Origin of the sequence: Arcicella aurantiaca (assembly GCF_003148625.1) — a bacterium.
Taxonomy (GTDB): domain Bacteria; phylum Bacteroidota; class Bacteroidia; order Cytophagales; family Spirosomataceae; genus Arcicella; species Arcicella aurantiaca.
This window is the reverse complement of sequence record NZ_QGGO01000036.1, coordinates 1-23779: the sequence shown is the minus strand read 5'-3', so window position 1 is coordinate 23779 and position 23779 is coordinate 1. Positions and strand designations below refer to the sequence as shown.

Here is a 23779-nt window from a genome sequence, read left to right as displayed (position 1 = left end):
TCGTACCATTTAAGGGCATTTTTTTTCTTTTTGACATATATCAAAAAGCATTTATGGGCTTATGTATCCCAAGTTCAAATTCATACATTTGTATAGTAACTCTAATATTCTATGGTATAAAAATAGCATAGATTTAACCCTTAAAATATCAATAAAATGAAATCATTAAATAATTTTGCAGCCCTTGAAATCACAAGTACAGAAGAAGTAAAAGGTGGTACTTTCGGACTTTTCTCATTATTAAGTCTTTGTGCTCCAAAACCAGTTGTGTGTCAGCCAGCACCAAAACCAACTCCAGCACCGTGTTATACGGCTCCAGCACCATCATGTAACACAGGTGGTTATACAACTCCTACAACTTCTTGTACGCCAAAGCCAACAACTTGCAATACAGGATTCTCATTCTCACTTAACTTTTCATTAGGTGGTTGCAGATAATTTGCATTTTTTGAGATATAAAAATAAAAGCCTTGAATTTCAAGGCTTTTTTATTTGAAGCTATCTAATAAGTTTTCTGACTGTTGAACTTCCCGAAAGTAAAAATAACTTTCGGGAAGTGAAGACGGCGTTTTATACTTCTCGAAAGTTTTTTCTACTTTCGAGAAGTTCTTTCAGAGAATTAAATTTCTCCCTAAAACTTACTAAACAGTGTATTGAAGCTGTCTATACTTTACCCCTCATTCGGCTAAGCGTTTCTTGGCTCATTCCCAAAAAGGACGCTAAATGTCCTAAAGGCACTCTTTGTAATACTTGCGGGGTTTTTTCCATGAAATGTTCATAACGTTCCAAAGCACTCATCGACCTGATGGAATTGAGTAAATTTATCTCATTCATCAATAAAGATTCATAAATTTTTCGGACGAATACATTAAATTCTACGTGTTCTGCCAAAAGTAAATGGATACTTTTATAGGAAAAAAAGTAACAAGTGGTGTCTTCTAATGTTTGAATATACTCATTTGAAGGCGTTTGAGAAAAATAACTATAAGCACTACAAATAATGTTTTTATCAATGCCAAAATTGGTTGTTATTTCTTTCTCTCCGTTTTCAAGATAGGTACGGCAACACCCTTTTTCAATCAGAAAAATACCTTTACAAATATCTCCCTTTTTTAGAATATAGTCATGTTTGGCAAATTGTAAAACTTGTAGTTTAGACAATATTTGATGCTGAATACATGGACTTAGTGATTCATACTCTTTAAATATGTTGAATGAATAGGTCATATATTTATCGTTGAAGTGCTTTTCTGAATTGGTATAAAATCTTGGCTGCCAATGATTTATCTTCGGTAACAACATCTGCATTTGCCAACATTCCATTTCTGAAACTTAATTTTTTATGATAGGTGGTGGTTAAGCCATTCGGTAGTTTTACGGTAACTAAATAGCTATTGTCTTTTTCGGGAATTTGAGAGATAAACTCTACAATTCCATCCACCGTTCCAAACTCCTCTGATGGATAACTATTGAATCTGATAATTACTTTTTGACCCGCTTTGACTTTCCCTAAATTATCTTGGGCAATCTGGATTTGACCAATCGGTAAATTATTTTGCTGATTGCCAATATAAAATATTTCTTGATTTGCCGCTACTACCTGATTCTCTTGAATATTGCTTTGAAATAAAATATATCCCGCCGAGGGAGCCGTTAAAATATAGGTGTTTTTCCATTTATCGACGGCACTAATGAGTGTTTTTAAGCCTTCAAAAGAATACTTTTTCTGTTCAAAAAGATTTTTATCTAACTCCAATAATTCCTTTGATTTACCACTTTGCTCTGCTTGATTATTGATTATTTGAGATTCTATCTGCTTTAAAGCCAATTGTTTACCTAACATTTTACTTTCTTCTTTCGATAATTCATTAGCCGAAATTATACCCTGACGAGCCAAGCGTTGTTGGGTTGCAAAGTCTTTTTCAGCAAGGATATAATCTCTTTGGTAGATTTGCCTTTGTTCATTGAGTTTAGAGGCGGAGTATTTGGAATTTTCTAACTCATTTACGATAATATTCTTTTTTTGGTTTCCAAAACCCGAAGAAAGCATCGTTTGTAATTGAATTAAGGAGGATTGAAATTGTTGGAAATCAGGTTGTAGTTCTCCAAGGTTTATGAAATTCCCTTTTTGCAAAGCATTCAATTTGGCATAACGTCCTTCTGAAACCTCTTTTTCAATAACTGATAATTGTGCTGAAAGTGCTAAAACTTCTTGATGATTGGCGGTAGATTCTAAATACGCCAAAACATCATTTTGTTCTACAAATGTGTTTTCTTTTACGAATAATTTAATGACTTTACCTGCTGTTTTTGCCACAACAGCTTTTGGCATATTGTAAGAAGTCAGTTTTAAAGTTCCCTTCACAATATCTGGATAGCTAATGAAAAATGTGCCTCCAAACATCAACAGGAAGAAAATAGTGAACAAAGCAGTCCCATAACGAATTAGCCAAGTAGGTTGATAGTTCATTATTTCCTGCACCGAATCACTGCGAAGTTCTTTGTATATTTTTTGTTCCATAATTCTTCTTAACGTATTGGATTACAACATCCCGAAAGTTTCAAACTTTCGGGATGTTCGCTCTACGATAGCATCTAATCAATTCCCTAATTCTAACTGATTTTTTACCAAAGAATAATAATATCCTCGTAAGTTGGTAAGTTGTTCATGTGTACCTTTTTCTACGATTCGTCCTTGTTCAAGCACCACAATTTGGTCGGCATTTTTTACGGTACTCAATCTATGGGCAACCACAATGACCGTTTTCCCCTTAAAAAACTCCGTCAGATTTTCCATAATAATTTTCTCATTATTGGCATCCAACGCATTGGTCGCTTCATCGAAAAATATATAGTCGGGGTCTTTATAAACGGCTCTGGCAATTAATAAACGCTGTTTTTGTCCCTGACTTAGCCCGTTACCTTCTGCTCCAATTTTTGTATTATAACCCAAAGGTAAACCTTCTATAAACTCAGCAATATTAGCAACTTGGGCGGCATGATTGAGGCGATTTAATTCCACAAAATCTTCGCCAACGGCAATATTTCGGGCGATGGTATCCGAAAAAACAAAGCCATCTTGAAGCACCGCACCGCATCTACTTCGCCAATAGTTATGATTAATGCCACTCAAAAAAGTATTTCCTGCGATGATTTGTCCTTGGCTTGGTTGATAAAATTTAAGCAACAATTTCAAAATTGTCGTTTTGCCACTTCCACTTGACCCTACAATAGCAGTGGTTTTTCCTTGTGGAATTACAAAATCTATATTGTCTAAAATATTACGGCTCGTACCGGGGTATTTGAACGATACACTGGTGAATGCCAGCGTTTTATTGGTAGAAAGTTGTACCGACCGCTGTTTGCCAAGGGGTTCTTCGTCTTCTACTTTATGAATGTCATTGAGGCGTTCAAGGCTCAATTTTGCATCTTGATAATCTTGGATAAAATGGATAAACTGTTCGATTGGTCCATTCAACATACCCAAAATATACCCTACCGAAAGTATCATTCCGAGTGTCATTTCGCCCTCAATCACCGCACGAGCCGTGAGGTAAGTAATAAGAATATTCTTACCTTCATTAATAAATAAAGCTCCTGCACTCTGAATTTGTGAAAGCCCCAGTCCTTTCATATTAAGCCTAAATAATGAGGCTTGAATGTTCTCCCAATCCCAGCGTTTTTGTTGTTCGCTATTGGTCAATTTTATTTCTTGAATACCATCAATTATCTGTAAAGTAGCGGTTTGACTTTTAGCAGCTATCTCAAAACTTCGGTTGTTAAGAATTTTTCTTTGATTGAGAAAAAGCCAAATCCAAAGCACATACAAAATGCTTCCTCCCAAAAACATTAGGAATATTTTACCACTAAAAATGCTCAGAACAATACTGAAAATGATAAAATTGAAAAGCCCATAAATGGTACTAATGACGGTATTGGTCAGAAAACTTTCTATTTTTTCATGGTCGCCGATACGTTGTAATAAATCTCCTTGAAACTTGGTGTCGAAATACGAAATGGGTAGTCGAAGCAACTTAATGAAGAAATCTGAAAGGATAGAAATGTTGATTCTTGAGCCAATGTGTAGGAAAATCCAACCCCGAATAAATTCCACGACCGACCGCCCAAAATAAAGCACAAATTGCCCGATAAGAATTAGATTAATGAAGCTGAGATTTCGGGTATTGATACCAATATCAATAATGGATTGGGTAAGAAAAGGCAGAATTAATTGTAAAGCCCCACCCATCAATAAACCCCACGCAATTTGCATGAGAAGGCTTTTGTAGGTAAAAAGGTAATTGAAAATATACTTAAAAGATAGCCCTGAATCTTGTTTGTCTTCGTCGTTGAGAAAAAACTTGGGCGTGGTTTCAAACAACATTACAATGCCCGTTGGTTCGTTGGCATTATTCTGACTACTTACCCAATTGGTTTTAAAATCTTTTATCGAATATTCTACCAAACCAACACCGGGGTCTGCCACAAAAACTTTATCTTTTTTGATGGCATGAACCACCACAAAATGGTTTTGTTTCCAGTGAGCAATAAAGGGCAGGGGAGCATCTGAGACAAGTTTTTCAAAGGAAACTTTGGCGACTAAGGTACGAAAACCGATATATTCGGCAGCCATTCCGATACCCGCCATCGACACGCCTTCTTTGTTGATTCCGCTTTTTTCACGCAAGGTTTGTAACGAATAATTTTTACCAAAATGCTTGGCTATCATTCGCAAACAGGTAGGCCCGCAATCCATTGTATCGAATTGCTTGAAAAAAGGAAAACTTGGCATAAATTAAAAAACTACCCAAACTGTTATTGAAATATTGATGAAATAACAAGTTTGAATGGATTATTATGGGTTGATTATATGCCTATTTCAAGCAAAAATTGTACCACGAATGGCATATTTCTGAAACAGTTTTAAGTAATGAAGGTGTCTGAGCTATTACTACCCATGTTTATTCAAATTTTACCACTTAAAACTCAAAGTAGTCACACCACTTCGCCCATCTGATGCCGACACGCCTACTTCTTGATAATCTGTTGGTCTTTTGGTAAAATATTGTTCATTGCTTAAATTATTCACGCCTAATTTTTAACAATAATTTGTGGCGAATTTTAGGGTAAAATTCAACTTGCTTGTTTCATTGATAGTTTATCAATATCACCTTTGGAAAAGATAGCCCTAAAAATATCATTTCATTTCAAAAGGATTGTTCCTTTGAAAAGGGAAATGTTTTGTAATACACTTTCGCAGGAAGTCTAATAAAAAAGCCGTAGGCTTGACCGATTTTGTAGCGTTGGGTTAAAACCCACCGAAAAAGAAAATGACCATTTTTTGAGTTCCGTAGGAACGAGGCATTAAAAATGGGTCGAGCATCTGGCTCTAAAATGGCATTTCGCATCATTTTCGTTGGGTTAAAACCCACCCCTACAAAATTTAACCGAGCCTATGGCTCTAAATAGATATTCAAATACTTGTGTATAAACCGTAGCGTTTTGAACGATGACTTCTATAAAATACTCATCAAATCTTTAAAATTGGGATAAAAACAAAGCTATTTAAACTTTCTTTTCGGCATAAACCCGTTCATTTTAAATCTGCTAATCCAATATTTACTCAAGATTGGGCATCTCCTTTGCTCTGCTATGCAGGGGCTTCAAATATTAAAATAACAGATGAAAAATGATTCAAATTTCTTCTCAAAATAAAAAGTTTAAACAGCTTTAAGATGAAAACACTTGCTATGGTTTATAAACACCTATTTTTCTCATAGTCATAAGATAATGCAGGACATCAAAATTCCGACTAATTGAAAAAGCGTTTCATAGGTTAATGGATGTGTTGTAATATTTGGATTGATACAATTTTTGTGATATTTTTAACACAGTTCATTCCGTAGTTTTAAGATTGGTTTGATGCCATTAAAGAATAAAATAAAAAGTCAGTTGATGGCATTTCTGTAAATCCCAAATGGTGTGCAATGGTTATAATTTGTCCACGATGATAAGTACCATGATTAAAAAGATGTTGCAAATATTCTGCAAGTGTAAGATTCGCTTCAAACCATGGTGTTTTGATAGATATATTTTCAGCTAAAGTGTTGTCTGTTAGTAGGTTAACTTTTTCTGCAATTATTGAAGACCTGTTTAATAATCCTTCAAACACCTCTTTGGAATTTAAGTCTTGCACACCATAACGATTTACAGCATCGTCGTTTTTGAAAAGGTCGGCACACCACATTTCTTCAATAGCCCAAATGTGGTTTAAGGTTTGAAGAATACCTTTGAAACTTGATGGAACTTCTTGCAAAAGTTGTTCCTCTGATTGTTTGCTTAACCAATTCACGAATTGCTTATTAGCACTTAAATTGTAAGTTGCGTAGCTTGTTATTATTTTTTTGACACTCATTTTGTTATTGTTTAAATTATTATGCAACAAAATTAAAATGAGTCTATGACAACGGTATGTCAAGGGTGATTAGTGGCTGTGATGTTTTTCAAAAAATTCTTGTAAAGTCATTTTATGTGGAGTGAATTTATCTGATAAGATTTGCATTTTTTCAATTCTATCAAGCCGAAAAAAACGAAAGTCTTTACGTAAATGACAATAGGCAATCATAAGCCAACTTTCCATTGTATTTATTAAAGCAAAAGGCTCAACGGTTCTTTTACTTTCTTTATTTTCAGCATTGATGTAGTCAAGTTTTACGATGTGAAAATTGGTAAGGGCATTTTGTAAAGAAGATAATATGTTACTCTTAATTTCAAAATTATCAAGTTTAGCAAATTTTGTTCTTAATGAGAGAAAATTAGCTTTGTCCTTCTCCGTTTGCTTTAAAACAGCTTTTATTTTGTCTATGGCTTCAGCATAATCTTTAATTAGGGAGCTGTCTCTATTTTTTAAAACTAATTGCTCGGCAAGAATTAAAGCATTTGCTTGATTTTCGCTAAACATTATCGGTGGAATTTTATAGCCTTCCATTAGGCTGTAACCTTTCCCGTCTTCCGTCAAAATAGGAACACCAGCTTGTTCTAATGCTTTTAAATCTCTATAAATAGTTCGTGTGCTTACATCAAATTTTTCAGCAAGTTTTGTAGAAGTAACAAGTCGTTTTGTCTGTAAAATTGTTAAGATGGCTACAAGTCTCGAAAGTCTTTTGGTATCGTTATCCTTCATTCTGTAAAAGTCAGCAAATTTTGTTTGGTTGTAGGTTTGTCGCTTGGAATGATAGCTAAGCAACTTTTGGTAGCTTGCCTAATACAAGGTTTTGTAAACCGTCTGCTCAAATTTAATACAAAAAGTTCAATAGTTTTATTCGATAATTAAGTACATATTTTCGTTAACTAATGAGACAAAATAAAGTGATAATTTTATAAATGATTGATAGTCAAAACGATGGTAGTTATCAATAATCTTGGAGAATCTCTAAATACACTGTTTAATAAGTTATTTTAACTTCCCGAAACAATTCCATTGTGGGTTAAACTTTCGGGAAGTTCCCACAATCAAAGATTTTAGGATAAAAATTATTTAGATAACTTATTAAACAGTGTACTAAATCTACTTTGACACTCTAAAAAAAGATGGTAATTTGAGTATTTACCTTTCAACTTCCTGAAAGTCAAATTTGCTCCATTTATTTAAAGTGCCAAAGTAGAAGTAAGTAATCATGCAAATTTAGGCTATATTTTAAAAACCACATAAACTATTGATAATCAAGTCTATGTTAGTCTTAAACCCCCAATCCCCACTCCTATTTACTACCCATTACGCAAATCTATTTTGTAAATTAAGACATTGGCGAAGATGTGCTTTGCTATGTCCAACCACAAAATGATTTAGGAATGACCCTAATTCCATTTCTCCGAATTTTGGCAATTTATGCTGTACTTTTTTAGCCAAATCTTCATCTGTCAATCCTTCCAAAAAGCTCAAACAACTGTCTATACTGCTTGAAATTTGTGCTGATAATTGCTCTGCCGAATCTGCACCATGTTCTGCAATACGAGCCAAACGTCTTTCATTGGTTTTATGTCTGCCTACTTTTTCAGCAGGATTAGCCAATGCTTTAATACTTTCATGTTGGAAAAAGTCTATGGCATCTGTAATATGAGCAACGGCTTCCGCAACAGTCCAACTATCGGTATATGGTCTTGTGTGTAAATTTTGTTCTCCAATATTGCTTAATAAATCAGTAAAAGCTTGTTTATCAGCTTGTAATGACGCTTTCATTTCCTCGATGTTTGGGTATTGCTCTTGCGATTTTGAAGGCAATCTAAAACTATTTCTAAGTACTCCAACATTGGTAATTTCTACTTCAATGGTATCGCCATGTTGAATCCATACAGGTGGTGTGCGAGCTGCCCCAACGCCACCTGGAGTACCCGTAAGTATCACATCACCAGGTTCTAAGGTCATGTATTCCGAAATTTGAGAAACTAAATCCGAAACACTGAAAACCATATCCGCAAGTGGTGTTTCTTGCATAATCTGACCATTCAAACGAAGTACCATGTGTTCTTTATCAACATCATTTAATTCGTCTCTTGTTACCATGAAAGGTCCAATTGGTCCAGATTTATCAAACGATTTTCCTTGTAAAAACTGAATTGTTCTACGTTGATAATCACGAACACTGAGGTCGTTGGCAACTGTATAACCTGCCACGTAGTCGAGTGCATTTTCTAATGAAACGGCTTTTGCTTGTTTTCCGATGACAACCGTTAATTCCGCTTCATAGTCAAATTCTTTAGATACCTCTGGAATTGGAATGATTTCTTTATGTCCAGCAAGTACATTATGATATTTTGCAAAAATCATAGCGTATTTCGGAATCTCCCTTTTCATTTCCAAAATATGTGTTCTAAAATTATGACCTACACAGATAATTTTTTTTGGTTCATGTACAGCAGGTAAAAATTCAATACGGTCGTCTATCATATTGAATGCTTTATTTTCTGCTAACAATTGCTCAACATTGGCATTCTCTACCGCTGTTTGAAAAGAAGATTTAGTTGCTTCGTCTGCATTTATCCATGCTAAAGTATTTTCAATAACTGGTGCCTGCAAAGCATGAGCATCAATAACAATATCTCCTTTCAGCACTCCGAAGGTGCTTTTTCCTTCAATTTTAATATTAGCTAATTTCATTTTTTTTGATTTTTGGCACGCAGATAACGCAGATAGATTCGTAACGCTGATTTTTTCAGATTAAAAAATCAAATACATCTGTGTTTGAAAATCTACATCATCTGCGTGCCATCATTTTTTATTTTAAAATACACTCTTTATTTCTTGATGTCCTCCGTTTTCTTGATATTTCTCTTCTCGATATTTATCCAAAGCTTCCATCGTTGGTCGGTCGTTGAGGCTAAACAAAATGGCTCTTTCCTCAGAAGTATTCACGTGTTCGTGTAATTTCCAGTTTGGAACTACAAAAAGGTCGCCTTGTTGCCAATCAAAACGAATACCGTCAATAACTGAATAACCGCTTCCCTCAAATACAAAATATACTGTACTACAAACTTCTCTATGAGCCTGTGTGTGTACATTGGGGCGAATCATTTGTATCCAACAACTAAATGTTTTCATGACTGAGCTACCCGTTATTGGGTTGATATATTCTAAAGCAATATCGTCATGAGGACAAGCATCGCCACTTTTTGCCAAATCCATGAGAGCTTGTTCCGTTTTAGCCCATTTGAAAGTGCTGATAGGTGGATACATCGGTTTTTGGCGTTCCCAAGCGGGTTTCATTGTTCCTGCACCATATTTGAGAATACTATAATTTTTGACAGTATCTACTTCCTGAACATCTTGATGAAGATGCTCAAAGAAATTGGCATTCAAATATTTTGTAAGCGGAATATCTAAACCATCAATCCAAATGGCTCTTTCGTCGGAATCACTACCGTGGTCGTGCCAAAGCATTGGTGGGTTTAGCACCAAATCTCCTCTTTCCAAATACACTCTATCACCTTCAACGGTGCTATAACTGCCAGCACCATCCACAATAAAACGAATTGCTTGCGAAGTATGACGATGTGCAGGAGCAACTTCTTTTCCGTTGAGCCATTGCACCGCCGTCCATAAGGTTTCGGTAGCAAAAGGCATTCCACCTAATCCCGGATTGGCTAACGCAATAGCACGGCGGTCGCCCCCTTTTTCGAGTGTAATTAATTCTCCTGCATCTTCTGCCAATTCATACAATTTATTCCATTTCCATAGCCAAGGAATGGCATTTGGTTTTGGTGAAAATGGCATTACATCATGTTCAAGCGTCCAAAGAGGCTTGAGATTGGCTTCTTTGAAATTTTGGAGTAATTCATCTATTTTGTTATCGTTCATTTTATTAAATCAAGTAAAAAATTATAGATTTACTTTCATCTTATCTTTCGTTTCTGAATTTCAAATTGTATGCTTTTAATTCTTACGATTTAGCATATACGTCAACTCATTGAAAAATCTCTTCGAAAATATATTTAGTTGTATTCAGTATTTATTAAAAATTAATGGAAGTATATACTTAATGTCGCAAGTTAAATTTGAGTCGAAAAAACCTCACCCGTGCGACATTAAATACATACTTCCGAAAATTAATGCTAAAACTTATAACCGACTGATTAATAGGCTTTAAATTAAAATCCTTATTCCTTTTTGTTTTCAATTCTAACCAAGAAAATAGCAAAAGCAGCAATAGCGGCAGCAAGTGAAAAAGCAAAGAAATTCTGTTCAAATGGTAGTTTCCAACCGACTAAAACGCCCCCTAAAATTGGTCCAATTATTGCCCCTACTCTACCTACGCCCAATGCCCAACCAAAGCCAACTGGACGTAACAATGCTGGATAATATTGGGCTACCAAAGTATTCATAATTATCTGATTTCCAGAGGTTGTAGCTCCTGCCAAGAACATTAAAACATACAGTAAAAATGATGAGGTATAACCCAATAATGCGATAACAATGGTGGCAATGATAAAAAATATAATTACCGTTTTTCTGACATCAAATTTGTCTCCTAACCTTCCGCCCAAGATTGCCCCAAAAACGGCTCCTGTATGATAGACAAGCAAAAAAGTAAGCCCTAAACTCAAATTATCCTTGTATTCTGGTTTGGTCATAATCAATTTAGAAAGCCAAGAACTTACGCCGTATATCACTAAAAGACACATAAAAAAGGCAATCCAAAACATGAGCGTACTCATAAGTCTATTATTTTTGAATAAATCTGCAAGACTTGAATTATTGATTTCGGTTTGGGCAATTACTAAAGCATTATCTTTTTGAGGTACAAATTGCGGGTCTAACTTTACTAAAACTCCCTGTGCTTCATCTGTTTTACCTTTCTTGACTAAAAAACTCAATGATTCTGGAAGGTCTTTTATAATCAAAGGCAGTAAAATGATGGGCAATAAACCTACATAAAAAACTGCTTGCCAACCAAAGTTTGGTATCAAAAACATTCCCATCAAGACGGATAAAATTCCTCCTATTGCATAGCCACTAAACATAGTGGTTACCAAGGTGTTACGAATATTTTTAGGGGCATATTCAGACATTAAAGCAACAACATTTGGCATGACTCCACCAATGCCAAGCCCTGCAATAAATCTAAATATAGCAAAGGTGGTAGGGGAATTGGCAAAGCCACATAAAACCGTAAAAACACTGAATAAAAGAATACAACAAATAATGGCTTTTTTTAAACCTGTGCGTGCCGCCAGCGTGCCAAATATTAATGCTCCGAACATCATACCAAACAACCCATAACTTGCTAAACTGCCCGCTTGCACTGGTGTTAAGTGCCATTCTTTCATCAGAATAGGCAAAACTGTTCCGTAAATACCCAAATCGTATCCATCAAAAATGATGATAAAGGCTGTCCAAAACAACACTTTTTTATGGAATTTATTAAACTGTGCGTTGTCTAAAAAAGGTTGAATTTCAACTTTATTCATGTTGACTTAGGATTAATTTTAACTGTAAAATTTAGTGGTTAGCTCTCAAATTATAAGAGTATAAAGCTATGCTCAAAGAATGGTTATGGATAAATATTAGTTGGCAAAACGAAATTTGCTACTGATAATTATCATATTTTTTCATAACTATTTTTAGTTTTTTTATAGTGATGCAAAGAAATAGACTTTCTGAAAGAAGTATTTAGGACTTTTCATTTGTTTTTAGGACAAATCAAACAATACGAAAGGAAAGTGATTTTTTAGGCTTTTATGCCATGCTTTTCACGATATTCTTTAGGTGTTAAACCTGTTCTTTTCTTAAATAATCGTGAAAAATAGGCGGGGTCGTCGCAGTGAAGTTGATAAGAAATTTGTGTAATTGATTTTTCAATACTGGTAAGTTCTTTTTGGGCTTCTTGAATGAAATAATTGGAAATAATTTCTTTGGGAGAATTATTGGTTATTTGGTGGCAAATTCGGTTGAGATGTCCGGCTGAAATACCTAAATCATTGGCAAATGATTCAACGGTTTTTTTGAAAGTATAGTCTGTTTTGATTAACTGAATAAATCTTCTGAAATAGATTTTACTGGTATTATCTGAATGTAAGGGGTTTAGCGGATGGGTATTTTTCTTAGAAATTCGGTGTAAACCCACGACCAAAATGCTCACCAAATTTTGTAACATAATTGATTTACCAGGCAAATTTTGATTAAATTCTGCTACAATTTTTTTCATCGCAACAATAACTTCCTCTGTCTCCTCCCCTTCTCTTAGATGTTTGATATGTATGGCGTCCAATTCCATCACAATATCTGCGTCTTTTCTGAGGATATTTTCTAAAAATAAATCGGATAAATTAATTATCCAACCTCTGCAATCCTCTGAATTGGTAAGTCCGTGAACGATGTTTTTGGGTATTGTGAAAAATGCAGGGGCGATAATTTCTATGGTATTTTCTTCATATTCAAGACTGGTGATGCCTTCTTCCAACAAAAAACCTTGAAAAAAATTATGTGCATGGGGTTTCACTTCTCTGACAAACAGGCTATCTACAAAGGGAAATGCCGTGACTTGAATCAAGCCATCTTCGAAATCAATTGAATCTTTTTGGTAATTTCCTTTGAAATAGACTTTTGTGGACATTTTTGGTTTTTATCTCAGTTTTTCTTAGAACGTTTTATCGGATTTATTCAAGCCAAGGGCAACAATCATGTATCTTGTTTTAGTGGTTTTTATTTCGATTAAACCGACGTTAATTTTTGCATCAATTTCAACGAATTTCTCTCTTAATTCTTCGCTATTTAAAATCTTTGCGATTTGTTCTTTTCTAAATTGATAGTGTTGTTCAATGATTTGCTTAATGCCATTGAATTGGTTTATTGATGGGGCATTGATGAAGTTTTCGAGGTCGATATTCACTTCTGATTGTGCGTCTCTTTTCCATGAAATAATTTTAAATGTTAACCTGCTGATATTTCTTTGCTTACCATTGGTTGAAATTTCAAAACTAAAATCGGTTTTTTCAGAGAGTTCTTTTTGTGCGACTTCTAACACTTTTCGTCTGAAATCGGAATAAACTGTATAATTGGTAGCGTCTATCATTTCCTTTAATTCTTTTAAATCAATGGAAAAATCAAACTGTTTACGTCCTGCGTGTAGCATAATGAGTTCATAAATTCTTTGGGTATATTTTGAACTGAAAGAAAGAAACATTTCCAGATTGTAGCGTGTGTAAAGTTGCCCTAAATTAATGAAATCTGCTACGCAGTCGGCACTTACAGTCATTTCTAAGACTCCAGAATTATCGACATTATAATTGGCGGTAACAAATAAATTTTTGGTAATAAATTGTTTACTATCTGGATTTTCAATTCTGATTTGTTTGGTGAGTAAACCCTGAGCTGCACTTTTGGCTTCTGTGTAATTCATGTGTTGTGCTAACTCATTTATGGGAATTTTGAACCTTACATTCTTGTCTTTTACGTATTCGTCTTTATGATTGAACTGGTTAATTACGTAACTTAAAATACGCTTTTCTTGCAACGTATAAGATTGACGTGAAGTTGTGAGGGTATTAGGCTGATAATTGTTAATTCTTTTTACAAACCCATCTTGATTATTTTCTGGTTTACTGCTCATAGTTATTGACTTTGGAAATCAAATATAATAAACAGACTTTTCTAAAACAAGGTCTGTTTGTGAGTTTTTCAAGATACTATCTCTTAGACAATTACGTAATTTCAAGCCTTTTGAAAATCTTATAAACCGACTCTTTCATTCATCGAAAAAGTCAGGTTAAGTGATTGAAAAAGTCAGTTTAGAGATGTTCTTTTCATCGAAAAAGTCAGATTAGTCATCAAAAAAGTCAGGTTAAGACTTGTAACTATTTGGTAATCAATGCCTTACAACGCCCTAAACAATCAAATATATATTGATAAATATAATAAATACAGAGTCAGTTACTAAAAATAATAGGTTGGGTCTGACTTTTTGCTAAAAGTATTGATAAATCCCTTTATCAAAGAACATTCTCTTAATTTGGAAATAATTTTATCTAACCTGACTTTTTCAATCATTAAATTCGATTTTGTTTATTCTCAAACAATTTTAAATGAAGATTGAGCCAATAACCTGACTTTTTCAATCAAAATCACCAATAAAAGACCTCAATAGCTTTTAAATAGCTACTAAAAATAGCTAACCTGACTTTTTCGATGAATTATTAAAAGAAAAAGTCAGGTTAAATAGCGTTTAAAGAGGATTTATATTGTAACCTGACTTTTTCAATGAACAATGGCACAATTTATAAAGCTAAACCAACTTAACATATTCCGAAAATCAATTTATATAAAAATAAATATTTATTCTTTATACGATATATATTTTTATATATTTGTGTAATTAAAATATCAGCCAAATGATTACTACTGAAACCGTTAGAAAATTTTTACTTTCTCGACCCTCTATTAATAGAACCCAATTAGAGAAAGAAGCTGGAATACCAACCACCACAATTTATAAAGCATTGGAAGGTGTTCAAGCATTTGCCCCTAAACATCTTGACAAGTTAGAGGAAGTCTTACGGCGATACGGTTATCATGACCAAAGTTTCACGAAAGCTCGTTGTATATCATTAATTAACCATAAAGGAGGCGTTGGTAAAACCACAACAACAATAAACTTAGGAAAGGCTTTAGCTATTTTAGGACATAAAGTTCTTTTAGTGGACATGGATTCGCAAGGGAATTTGTCTCAATGTTTTGGTATTCATAATCCTGAAAAACAAGTGGTGGAATCGCTTATTAGTCGAGACCCCCTCCCTATTCTGCCCATTGAAGAAAATCTGTTTCTTGCTCCTTCAGATATTAACATGGCAACTTATGAAATCAAACTTATTACCGAAGTAGGTTCTGAAATGCGTTTAGCTCGAAAAATTCAAGCCATTGCTGACCAATTTGATTTTATTCTATTCGATTGTCCGCCTTCATTAGGTATTATGACTATTTCGGCTTTGAATGCGTCCAATGAGTGTATTATTCCTATTCAGCCCGAAAGTTCAGCCTTCAATGGCGTTAAAAACTTAATAGAAAAGATTGATAACGTTAAAGAATACACCAATCTGATGTTGAAAGTAAGAGGCTTTTTATTTACGATGGTGCATAATAATCAAACCATTCATCAGGCAATAATGGAGAATGTTCAAGAAACGTATCCAACCTTGCCCGTCTTTAAAAGTTTGATTGAAAACCTGACCGTAATTAAACAAAGTCAGTATTTGAATGAAGATATTTTTAAATTTGACAATAAATCAAAAGCTTCAAAACAATATATGGCTTTGGCTTATGAAGTAGTTTCAACCGAGTAAATAATAGAAAAATGGCATCTAAAAAAGAACTTTTCAGAAAAAAAGCTCAAGAAATGACTCAGATACATAATACACCCAAACCCACAAGTTTAGGTGCTTTTAATGATGTAGAAAGAGTTAAAAATAGCATTGAAATTCTACCAGAGTTACAAGAATTTATCAGACCTCTGACGGGGGAACAATATTCCCAATTAGAACAAAATATTATTCAACACGGTTGTCAAGATGCCCTTGTGCTTTGGGAAACAACCGAGTATGATTTAGGGCGTGGAGATTCTGAAACGCCTGTGTATTTGTTAGTGGATGGACACAACAGATATAAAATTTGTAAAGAACACAAAATTGATTTTAAGATAACGCTCAAAGTTTTTGCTTCTATTGATGATGTAAAGGAATACATGATTGATTTGCAAATTGGGCGACGAAATTTATCGCTTGAAGAAGAATCTTACTACCGTGGACTAAAGTATAATTCCCAGAAAAAAAATAGAGGTGTAGCTTTACAAATTAATGGTAATGACGAGCAAATTATTAACGTTGCTGAAAACTTAGCCGCAACATTTAATGTAAGTTCAAGAACGATAAAAAATGACGGAAAATTTGCTGATGGCATGAGTAAACTTTCAAAACCTTTGAGAGAAGAAGTTTTACAAGGCGTCAGTAAAATTAGTAGAAAAGATATTCAAACGCTTTCAAATGAACCCATTGAAAAAGATTCTGTTGAAAGTATAGAAGCGTTAACCGCAATTATTGACAAAAGTCCATCGGTTAATTTATCAGTTGAAGAACCTAAATTATTACTCGAAATTAAGCAACTTTCACAGAAGTTGAAAACAACTAAAAACTGTGATATTTTGATACAAAAAATCAATCTTTATAAGGATTTTCTCCAAAAGTGAAACGCTTTCACTTTTAGGAAAAATCGTAAAAAACCTTGCAAAATAGACTCAATTTAGTCTCTATTTTGCAAGGCTTTTTTATGCTTCGTAACAAGATTTCTTTCTATAAATTCTTATCGTCTTTTAGTGCATTATTCAGCACTTTTGATAAAATATTTGTATGATTTTACTTGAAAATTCGCAAAAAGTGCCATATATTGCCCTTGTTAAATAAATACTTTCATGGATTTATCACAAGAGTTTAGAAATAGGCGTGAAGAATTGGGAGTTACCCAAGAATATTTAGCGGATTTATCAGGCGTTGGACTACGAACTATCAAATCTTTTGAAAGCGGAAAAGGTAATCCACGGCTGGAAACACTCACAAAATTATCTGAAATTTTGGGAATGGAATTGGTATGGACTATCAGACAAATAGGTTTTAAATCTTAGCTAAAAATTTATATTAATCAATGCGACAATTAGCGGTATATCGAAATAATATTTTGGCGGGAATTCTTACAGAAGAAAGTCGTCAAAACTATCGGTTTGAATATGAGGATAAATATTTTTCATCGCCAGATTGTCAGGATATTAGTTTGACATTTCCCAAAAACAAGCAAGTATTTCAAAGTGATTTTTTATTCCCTTTTTTCTATAATATGTTGAGTGAAGGAGTTAACCGAAAATTACAATGTGTACTCTTTAAAATTGATGAAAATGATAGCTTTGGACTTTTAGCAAAAACCTCTCAATTTGATACCATCGGGGCAATAACCGTAAAACCTTTACCATTATGATAGACTTGAAATATTGTCCCGGTACATTGGCAGAGGGTTATTCATCGTACAGTTCTACTTGTTTGCGAAAAGTATTTCGTAATAAAAAAGTGAGTCATGTTTTGCCGTACCCAAAACCACAAACCAGTGAAGAAATAGAAGATTTGTTTATGGAAAACAGGAAACGAATTTCAATTTCGGGTGTGCAGGAAAAGCTGAGTTTAATATTGGAAAAAAATCAATTAAGACTTACCAAAGAAGGTGAACAAGGAGAATATATTTTAAAACCTATTCCAAGAGATTTAAAGAAAATTGACCAAGTGCCAGCCAATGAGCATCTTACGATGCAAATTGCCTCGCAAGTATTTGGCATTAATACGGCGGCTAATGCCTTGATTTTCTTTGCAGATGGCACGCCAGCTTATATTACCAAACGGTTTGACATTAAAGAAGAGGGAATAAAATGGGGGGTAGAAGACTTTGCGAGTTTGGCAGGAAAAACGAAGGATAATTTTGGGGTTAATTATAAATACGAATTTAGTTATGAAGAACTTGGTGAACTCATACAATTCTTTGTACCAACGTGGAGAATTGAAATGGAAAAATATTTTATCTTGTTGATTTTCAATTATTTATTTAGCAATGGAGACGCTCATTTGAAAAATTTTTCATTGATAGAAACCCCTAAAGGCGATTATGTCCTAAGTCCTGCTTATGACCTTATTAATACTCGTTTGCACGTAGATGATACCGATTTTGCTTTGAGTAAAGGATTATTTAAAGACGATTTTCGGTCGATACACCAAGTGAATTCTGGTCATGCTCATCAGGATGATTTCATGGAATTAGGAAAACGATTGGGTATGAATGAAGCAAGAATAAAGAAATTATTATTGCCATTTTTGGACAAACAACCTTTAGTAGAAACGTTGATTAGTCACTCGTTTTTGACTGATGCCAATAAAAGGGCTTATTCACAAATGATTAGCTCGAAACGTAATTTTTTGAAAAAATAATTTTATTAAAGGTTAAGTTTATTTTTAGAGTTCCCTTTTAAAATTTGATACTCCTAAAAATGTATGTTTTTTGTCTTAAAACTTAATCTATTTGTTGGAGACAGCCCTTATCATTCCGTTATTTTCTTGAAAATCTCTACATTACTTAAACAAGTTCCAAATCAACTTGCAGGGTTGTTACGTCTTTTTTGATGAAATACAATCCTTAAAGATTGAGAACCACACGCTAAAGTTTTAGTAGATTCTTTCCCCAAAATCAAATCTATTGTATTGGGCTGCATTGTGAAAATTAGATTTAATGGGTGGTAGGGATAGTCGTTTATGGTGGCATTATGTGGACTGCAAATTCGTTTTCTAAAGTCAGTCAGTAATTGTATCATTCACGCTGATAAGTATCTCTAAAAACTTGTTTTAACGCTACCCTTTTCAAGATATATTTAAAGTTTAAACTGTTTTTTAAAAATAAAAATTTAGAAGTTTTATGATTTGGATGATAACAGGTGGAGCAAGAAGTGGGAAAAGTAGTTTTGCCCAAAACTTAGCTCTTAGTTTCTCACAAAGTCCTATTTATGTAGCAACTGCCCAACAATGGGATGACGACTTTCAAGAACGCATCAAACGCCACCAATCCGACCGTGATGAGCGTTGGACTACCATTGAAGAACAAATGTATATTGGTAGTTTACCTATTGACAATCAGACAATTGTCTTAGATTGTGCTACTCTTTGGTTGACCAATTTTTTTATTGAAGAAAAATATAATATAGATATTTGCCTTGAAAAAGCAAAAATAGAAATAGACCTTTTGGCAGATAAAGAGGGTAATTTTATCTTCATCACCAATGAGCTGGGTATGGGTGTCCATGCCGAAACAGCTATGGGACGAAAATTCACAGATTTGCAAGGATGGGTAAATCAATATTTGGCTTCCAAAGCCACAAAAGTTACGTTAATGGTTAGTGGAATACCTGTAACGATTAAGTGAAGCTGTTTAAAAAACTGCTTCATAAATATTGTCATCATTGTGTAGGGGAGGGGGCGGTATCGCATACGACTCTACACAATATCAATTTATTTATTCCAAATACTTAGCCCTGCTATATGTCAAAAATTTACTTCGACCTCTTTAAAAATAAACAAATTTTCAAAAGATACCGAAAGTGTAAACAGCTTTAGTAATAAGTCGGGGTTGAGTTTAACAGAATTATTCATTTAAGTAGGGTATTAGGTTGCAAAAATGGCTGTCGGCATTGTTGCTGATGGTTTTAAAAAAGAAAGAATATGACATCAATAGAGAAAAAATTACAACACAAAATTGATTTTAAAACCAAACCATTGGGAGCCTTGGGCATTTTAGAGAAAATCGCTATACAAGTTGCTACTATTCAAAATACGCTTAGCCCAAGTTTACAAAAACCAACTATTATTGTTTTTGCTGGTGACCATGGCGTAGCAAACGACGGTTTGAGTGCTTATCCACAAGAGGTAACATATCAAATGGTAATGAATTTTTTGGCTGGTGGAGCTGCCATTAATGTATTCGCCAAACAACATAATATTACTTTAAAAATTGTAGATGCAGGTGTAAATCATGATTTTGAGCCACATCCCAATTTGGTAGATGCCAAAATAGCTAAAGGTACACAGAGTTTTTTGCGAGAAAAAGCAATGACTGAGGCACAATTGGAAGCCTGTTTTCAACAAGGAAAAGAAATTGTAAACGCTGTTGCTAATACAGGGTGCAACGTAATTGGTTTTGGCGAAATGGGTATTGCCAACACGTCGTCGGCGGCTATGATAATGAGTTATTGCTGTAAAATTCCCATTGAAAAATGTGTTGGTCGTGGTACGGGAATCAATGATTTACAGTTAGAAAATAAAATAGCTAAACTTAAAATGGCGAGTGAATTTCATGGTACTATCACTGACCCAATCGAAATATTAAGAACATTCGGAGGATTTGAAATTACCCAAATAGTAGGGGCGATGCTGACCGCTTTTGAAAAAAATATGCTAATATTAGTAGATGGGTTTATAGCGAGTTCGGCTTTCTTGGTAGCTTTCAGGATAAAGGATGAAATTATGAAAAATGCTGTTTTTTGTCACCAGTCCCAAGAACAAGGACATAAACAGATGTTAGCATTTATGAAAGCGGATTCACTTTTACAGCTCAATATGAGGCTGGGAGAAGGAACTGGCTGTGCGGTAGCTTTTCCAATTATTGAATCATCCATAAATTTTTTAAATGAAATGGCAAGCTTTGAGTCGGCAGGTATAAGCAATAAAGAGTGAAATTATGAAAAATGAATTACGTATTTTTTTCACGGCACTGATGTTTTATACACGTATTCCATGCCCATCCAATACAGACCATTCACCTGATTATATTAACAAAGCCACACGTTACTTTCCATTTATTGGTTGGATAGTAGGAGGGATTAGTTTTATCGTGTTTGCTTTATGCTCATTCCTATTTGAGGTAGAAATAGCCGTTGTATTTTCCTTAATAGCAGGTATTTTGTGTACGGGGGCATTCCATGAAGATGGATTTGCCGATGTATTTGATGGTTTTGGAGGTGGTTGGACAAAAATAAAAATCCTTGAAATAATGAAAGATAGCCGTATTGGGGCTTATGGAGGGATTGCAATTGGTTTTCTTTTGATTTTAAAAATACTGGTTTTAATTAAATTATTGGCAAAAATAGCGAGTAACGATTATTTGACTATATTTTTAATATTCGTTTCTTACCACGCTTTGGCTCGTCTGACGGCAATAAATATTGTGTTCAATAGCGAATACGCCCGAGAAGACGAAACCTCAAAAGCCAAACCAATTGCCAAAGGACATACTTCCGTAGAAATAGTCGGAGCGTACACTTTTGGTTTGATACCCTTGGTCATCTTAGGTTTTATAAACCCTTTATTGCTAATGGTAATTTTGCCTTTATTTCTACTTTATGCGTATGCAAATAGATATTTCAAAAAATGGTTGGGAGGTTACACTGGCGATTGTCTGGGGGCAACTGAACAATTTGGGGAAATCGTTGTTTTATTAACCTATTTGGTGCTATGGAAATATATATAATTAGACATACCGAGATAAAGAACATTAGTTCAATATGTTATGGGCAAAGTAATCCCCCATTGGCTGATACTTTTTTAGAAGAAGTTGCCACAATAAAAGCCAAATTACCTACTGATTTTGATTCGGTTTATTCAAGCCCATTAATTAGATGTCAACTATTGGCAAACGAACTTGGTTTCCAAAATATTCAGTTTGATGATTCACTCATGGAGCTGAATTTTGGAATTTGGGAAGGAAAGCCTTGGAACGAAATCCCGTCTTTAGAATTGAACCCTTGGATGATAGATTTTGTGAATGTTGCACCGCCCGAAGGTGAAAGTTTGATAGATATGCAGGCAAGAGTGAGCAGTTTTATAGAGGCATTACGAACTCAACCCCATAAAAAAGTAATAATTATCACGCATGCAGGGGTGATAAGGTGTATTTTTAGCCATATCTTAAACATTCCACTTATCAATATTTTTAAACTATCAGTAGAATATGGAGAAGTATTCTGTATAAAGCTTGCAAAGGAAAGTGTGATGGATAAGGTTTTTTTAAAGAATCTTTAAGAATAAAATTAGACTTCCTACGAAAGTGTTTTAAGCCGTAGAACAGTATTTTTTCGGATACAAATAGAGAAAATATACCATTTTTCAATCATAAAACACTTTCGTAGGAAGTCTAATATCATATTTGGATGTATTTTAGCTTTTTTCCAAAAGCTGGTTTGTTAAACAGATTCGATAAAATGTACTTCAGTCTGCTCCATCCATTCTTAATTTTTTCACAATTTCAGAGGCTATCTTTTTCCCAAGTTCAAGTCCAACTTCGTTATCGGTTCTAAAATGGATACCCCCATGAAATCTGGATTCTGCAACATCTTTCGCTTTATTTTGAAAATATAACTTGTCTTCAGGGAAAAAATAGGAATATAATTCGGCTGTAATACTGCTAACCGTTGCATGACCAGACGGATAACCGGGAAATGGTGGACTTTCAAATAAAACAGGTTTAAAAGTGGTATCATATTGTTCTGGACGAATGCCCCAATAAGTATATTTAGCGTCAAAGCATGATACAAATCCATCATAATAGCCAATGGCAGATGTGGCATAAATTCGGGCAGCCTTGGGAGCATTCAAATGTAGGTTTTTCTCAAATATTTTCTTGGTAATTAAATCATTCCAAAATGGTTGACTATCATAAAAAAACGCATTTGACATAGATTTATGGGTAGGTTTAAAGTTTTTCAATTCAACCATATCTTTAGCAAAATCTGGTGGGGGCAATGGTCTAAACTGACTTGCATTCATCAAGACAATCGTTTTACTTTTTCCAACATTGGCAAATGCAGCGTATTTTCCGTTCCAAAGCCCTTTCCCTTCTGGATATTTACCATCCCAAGGAGTATTTACCATAAAATCTTTGGTAGATTCTATTTCTTGCAGTGCAATTCTTTTTCCCAACTCAAAGCCAGCCCGTGTATCACTCGGAAAAGCAACACCCGTAGCAATTCGGGATTCCATCGCCAGTTTAGCCATACGATTGACAGAATCAGCCATTTTAGGAAAATAATGAGCTATTATAGTGGAAGCAACACCTGCTGCAACAGAATATTCACAAGGGTACGATGGACTATCAGGTTTCAATCCAAATGTTTGAATGCGTTTGTCCGACGCAAATGGACGACTTCTATTGTACACATATTTACTATCCCAAGCAGCAATAGTAGCATCATAAATACTCACAGAAACAAGCATATTAGCCAAAACTCCATTTTTTTGTGCATCCGACTGCCATAATTTACTAATCAAATCTTGCCAACGGAAACTTGGAGAGCCTGTATTCCAAAATTCAATATTTCTTTTATCATTCGAGTCTAAGTACGTGTCAAAAGTTGTAAGTAATGTTTAATTATCTGACTATCAAAGGTTAATGCTTTTATTAGGTGGTCTAATCCATACCTAAAAATGCTAAAAGCTCTTCTTTGATGGGCTAAAATAGGGATTGTTTTTTGTTGATTTTCATAATCACCAATCAAATACACCCAAACAAAAGCAATGGCAATAACTGCTAATAGTTTTTCGAGGCGTTTTTGGTCTTTCAAGTGAGTATCTTCTATATTAAAACCAGCGGTTTTAATGGCTTTAAAAAAACACTCAATAGTCCATCTTTTAGCATATACTTGCATAGCCTGTGAATTGTACT

At 34.3% G+C, this 23779-nt stretch carries 22 protein-coding genes; 10 read left to right on the top strand and 12 right to left on the bottom strand.

Annotated elements, in window-relative coordinates:
* Positions 1-156 precede the first annotated feature (156 nt).
* Entirely contained in the window at positions 157-438 is a 282-nt protein-coding gene (locus LV89_RS21940) for a hypothetical protein (RefSeq protein ID WP_109745078.1), read from the top strand.
* Positions 439-663: 225 nt separating this feature from the next.
* Here the strand turns inward: LV89_RS21940 and LV89_RS21935 are convergent, their stop codons facing one another.
* From LV89_RS21935 to LV89_RS21885, 10 genes are all read right to left on the bottom strand, one after another.
* Positions 664-1227, bottom strand: coding sequence for a Crp/Fnr family transcriptional regulator (locus LV89_RS21935; protein ID WP_158279657.1), 564 nt, complete (start codon positions 1225-1227; stop codon positions 664-666).
* A 4-nt stretch (positions 1228-1231) separates the two neighbouring features.
* Positions 1232-2521, bottom strand: a complete 1290-nt coding sequence (locus LV89_RS21930; RefSeq protein ID WP_109745076.1) for an HlyD family secretion protein — start codon at positions 2519-2521, stop codon at positions 1232-1234.
* Positions 2522-2599: 78 nt separating this feature from the next.
* Positions 2600-4792 (bottom strand): peptidase domain-containing ABC transporter, encoded by a 2193-nt coding sequence (locus LV89_RS21925; protein WP_109745075.1) that lies wholly within the window; start codon positions 4790-4792, stop codon positions 2600-2602.
* A 1116-nt stretch (positions 4793-5908) separates the two neighbouring features.
* Entirely contained in the window at positions 5909-6415 is a 507-nt protein-coding gene (locus LV89_RS21915; RefSeq protein WP_109745073.1) for a DinB family protein, read from the bottom strand.
* Positions 6416-6484: 69 nt separating this feature from the next.
* Positions 6485-7183 (bottom strand): helix-turn-helix transcriptional regulator, encoded by a 699-nt coding sequence (locus tag LV89_RS21910; RefSeq protein WP_109745072.1) that lies wholly within the window; start codon positions 7181-7183, stop codon positions 6485-6487.
* A 591-nt stretch (positions 7184-7774) separates the two neighbouring features.
* Positions 7775-9157, bottom strand: a complete 1383-nt coding sequence (locus tag LV89_RS21905) for a fumarylacetoacetate hydrolase family protein (protein ID WP_109745071.1) — start codon at positions 9155-9157, stop codon at positions 7775-7777.
* Between the two features lie 123 nt (positions 9158-9280).
* A complete protein-coding gene (locus LV89_RS21900; RefSeq protein ID WP_109745070.1) occupies positions 9281-10354 on the bottom strand; it encodes a cupin domain-containing protein in 1074 nt (357 codons plus the stop codon).
* Between the two features lie 299 nt (positions 10355-10653).
* Entirely contained in the window at positions 10654-11964 is a 1311-nt protein-coding gene (locus LV89_RS21895) for an MFS transporter (protein ID WP_109745069.1), read from the bottom strand.
* Between the two features lie 260 nt (positions 11965-12224).
* On the bottom strand, positions 12225-13109 hold the full coding sequence (locus tag LV89_RS21890) for an AraC family transcriptional regulator (protein ID WP_109745068.1): 885 nt from the start codon (positions 13107-13109) through the stop codon (positions 12225-12227).
* A gap of 24 nt (positions 13110-13133) precedes the next feature.
* On the bottom strand, positions 13134-14105 hold the full coding sequence (locus LV89_RS21885) for a replication initiation protein (RefSeq protein WP_109745067.1): 972 nt from the start codon (positions 14103-14105) through the stop codon (positions 13134-13136).
* Positions 14106-14883: 778 nt separating this feature from the next.
* Between LV89_RS21885 and LV89_RS21880 the strand changes: the two genes are divergently transcribed.
* The 9 genes from LV89_RS21880 to cobC all read left to right on the top strand — a co-directional run bounded on the left by LV89_RS21880 (position 14884) and on the right by cobC (position 22140).
* Complete coding sequence (locus LV89_RS21880; protein ID WP_109745066.1) at positions 14884-15831, top strand: ParA family protein; 948 nt, start codon at positions 14884-14886, stop codon at positions 15829-15831.
* A gap of 11 nt (positions 15832-15842) precedes the next feature.
* Complete coding sequence (locus LV89_RS21875) at positions 15843-16730, top strand: ParB/RepB/Spo0J family partition protein (RefSeq protein WP_109745065.1); 888 nt, start codon at positions 15843-15845, stop codon at positions 16728-16730.
* A gap of 222 nt (positions 16731-16952) precedes the next feature.
* Positions 16953-17162: a helix-turn-helix domain-containing protein gene (locus LV89_RS21870; RefSeq protein ID WP_109745064.1), complete on the top strand. Its 210-nt coding sequence runs from the start codon at positions 16953-16955 to the stop codon at positions 17160-17162.
* Between the two features lie 20 nt (positions 17163-17182).
* Complete coding sequence (locus LV89_RS21865; protein WP_109745063.1) at positions 17183-17509, top strand: HipA N-terminal domain-containing protein; 327 nt, start codon at positions 17183-17185, stop codon at positions 17507-17509.
* Positions 17506-18504 carry a type II toxin-antitoxin system HipA family toxin gene (locus LV89_RS21860; protein ID WP_109745062.1) on the top strand — a complete coding sequence of 333 codons (999 nt, stop codon included), beginning with the start codon at positions 17506-17508 and terminating at the stop codon, positions 18502-18504. The genes LV89_RS21865 and LV89_RS21860 overlap by 4 nt, the downstream gene beginning before the upstream one ends.
* 481 nt (positions 18505-18985) lie before the next feature.
* Entirely contained in the window at positions 18986-19489 is a 504-nt protein-coding gene (locus LV89_RS21855; RefSeq protein WP_109745061.1) for a bifunctional adenosylcobinamide kinase/adenosylcobinamide-phosphate guanylyltransferase, read from the top strand.
* A 296-nt stretch (positions 19490-19785) separates the two neighbouring features.
* Entirely contained in the window at positions 19786-20796 is a 1011-nt protein-coding gene (cobT, locus tag LV89_RS21850) for a nicotinate-nucleotide--dimethylbenzimidazole phosphoribosyltransferase (protein WP_109745060.1), read from the top strand.
* Between the two features lie 4 nt (positions 20797-20800).
* Positions 20801-21589: an adenosylcobinamide-GDP ribazoletransferase gene (locus LV89_RS21845; RefSeq protein ID WP_109745059.1), complete on the top strand. Its 789-nt coding sequence runs from the start codon at positions 20801-20803 to the stop codon at positions 21587-21589.
* On the top strand, positions 21574-22140 hold the full coding sequence (gene cobC, locus LV89_RS21840) for an alpha-ribazole phosphatase (protein WP_109745058.1): 567 nt from the start codon (positions 21574-21576) through the stop codon (positions 22138-22140). Before LV89_RS21845 ends, cobC begins: the two co-directional genes overlap by 16 nt.
* A gap of 186 nt (positions 22141-22326) precedes the next feature.
* Here cobC and LV89_RS21835 read toward each other — a convergent pair whose 3' ends face one another.
* Both LV89_RS21835 and LV89_RS21830 read right to left on the bottom strand, forming a co-directional pair.
* Positions 22327-23385 (bottom strand): phosphatase PAP2 family protein, encoded by a 1059-nt coding sequence (locus tag LV89_RS21835; protein ID WP_109745057.1) that lies wholly within the window; start codon positions 23383-23385, stop codon positions 22327-22329.
* Positions 23386-23450: 65 nt separating this feature from the next.
* Positions 23451-23779, bottom strand: a 329-nt coding sequence (locus LV89_RS21830; protein WP_146199229.1) for a transposase, incomplete at its 5' end; no start/stop codon positions are given.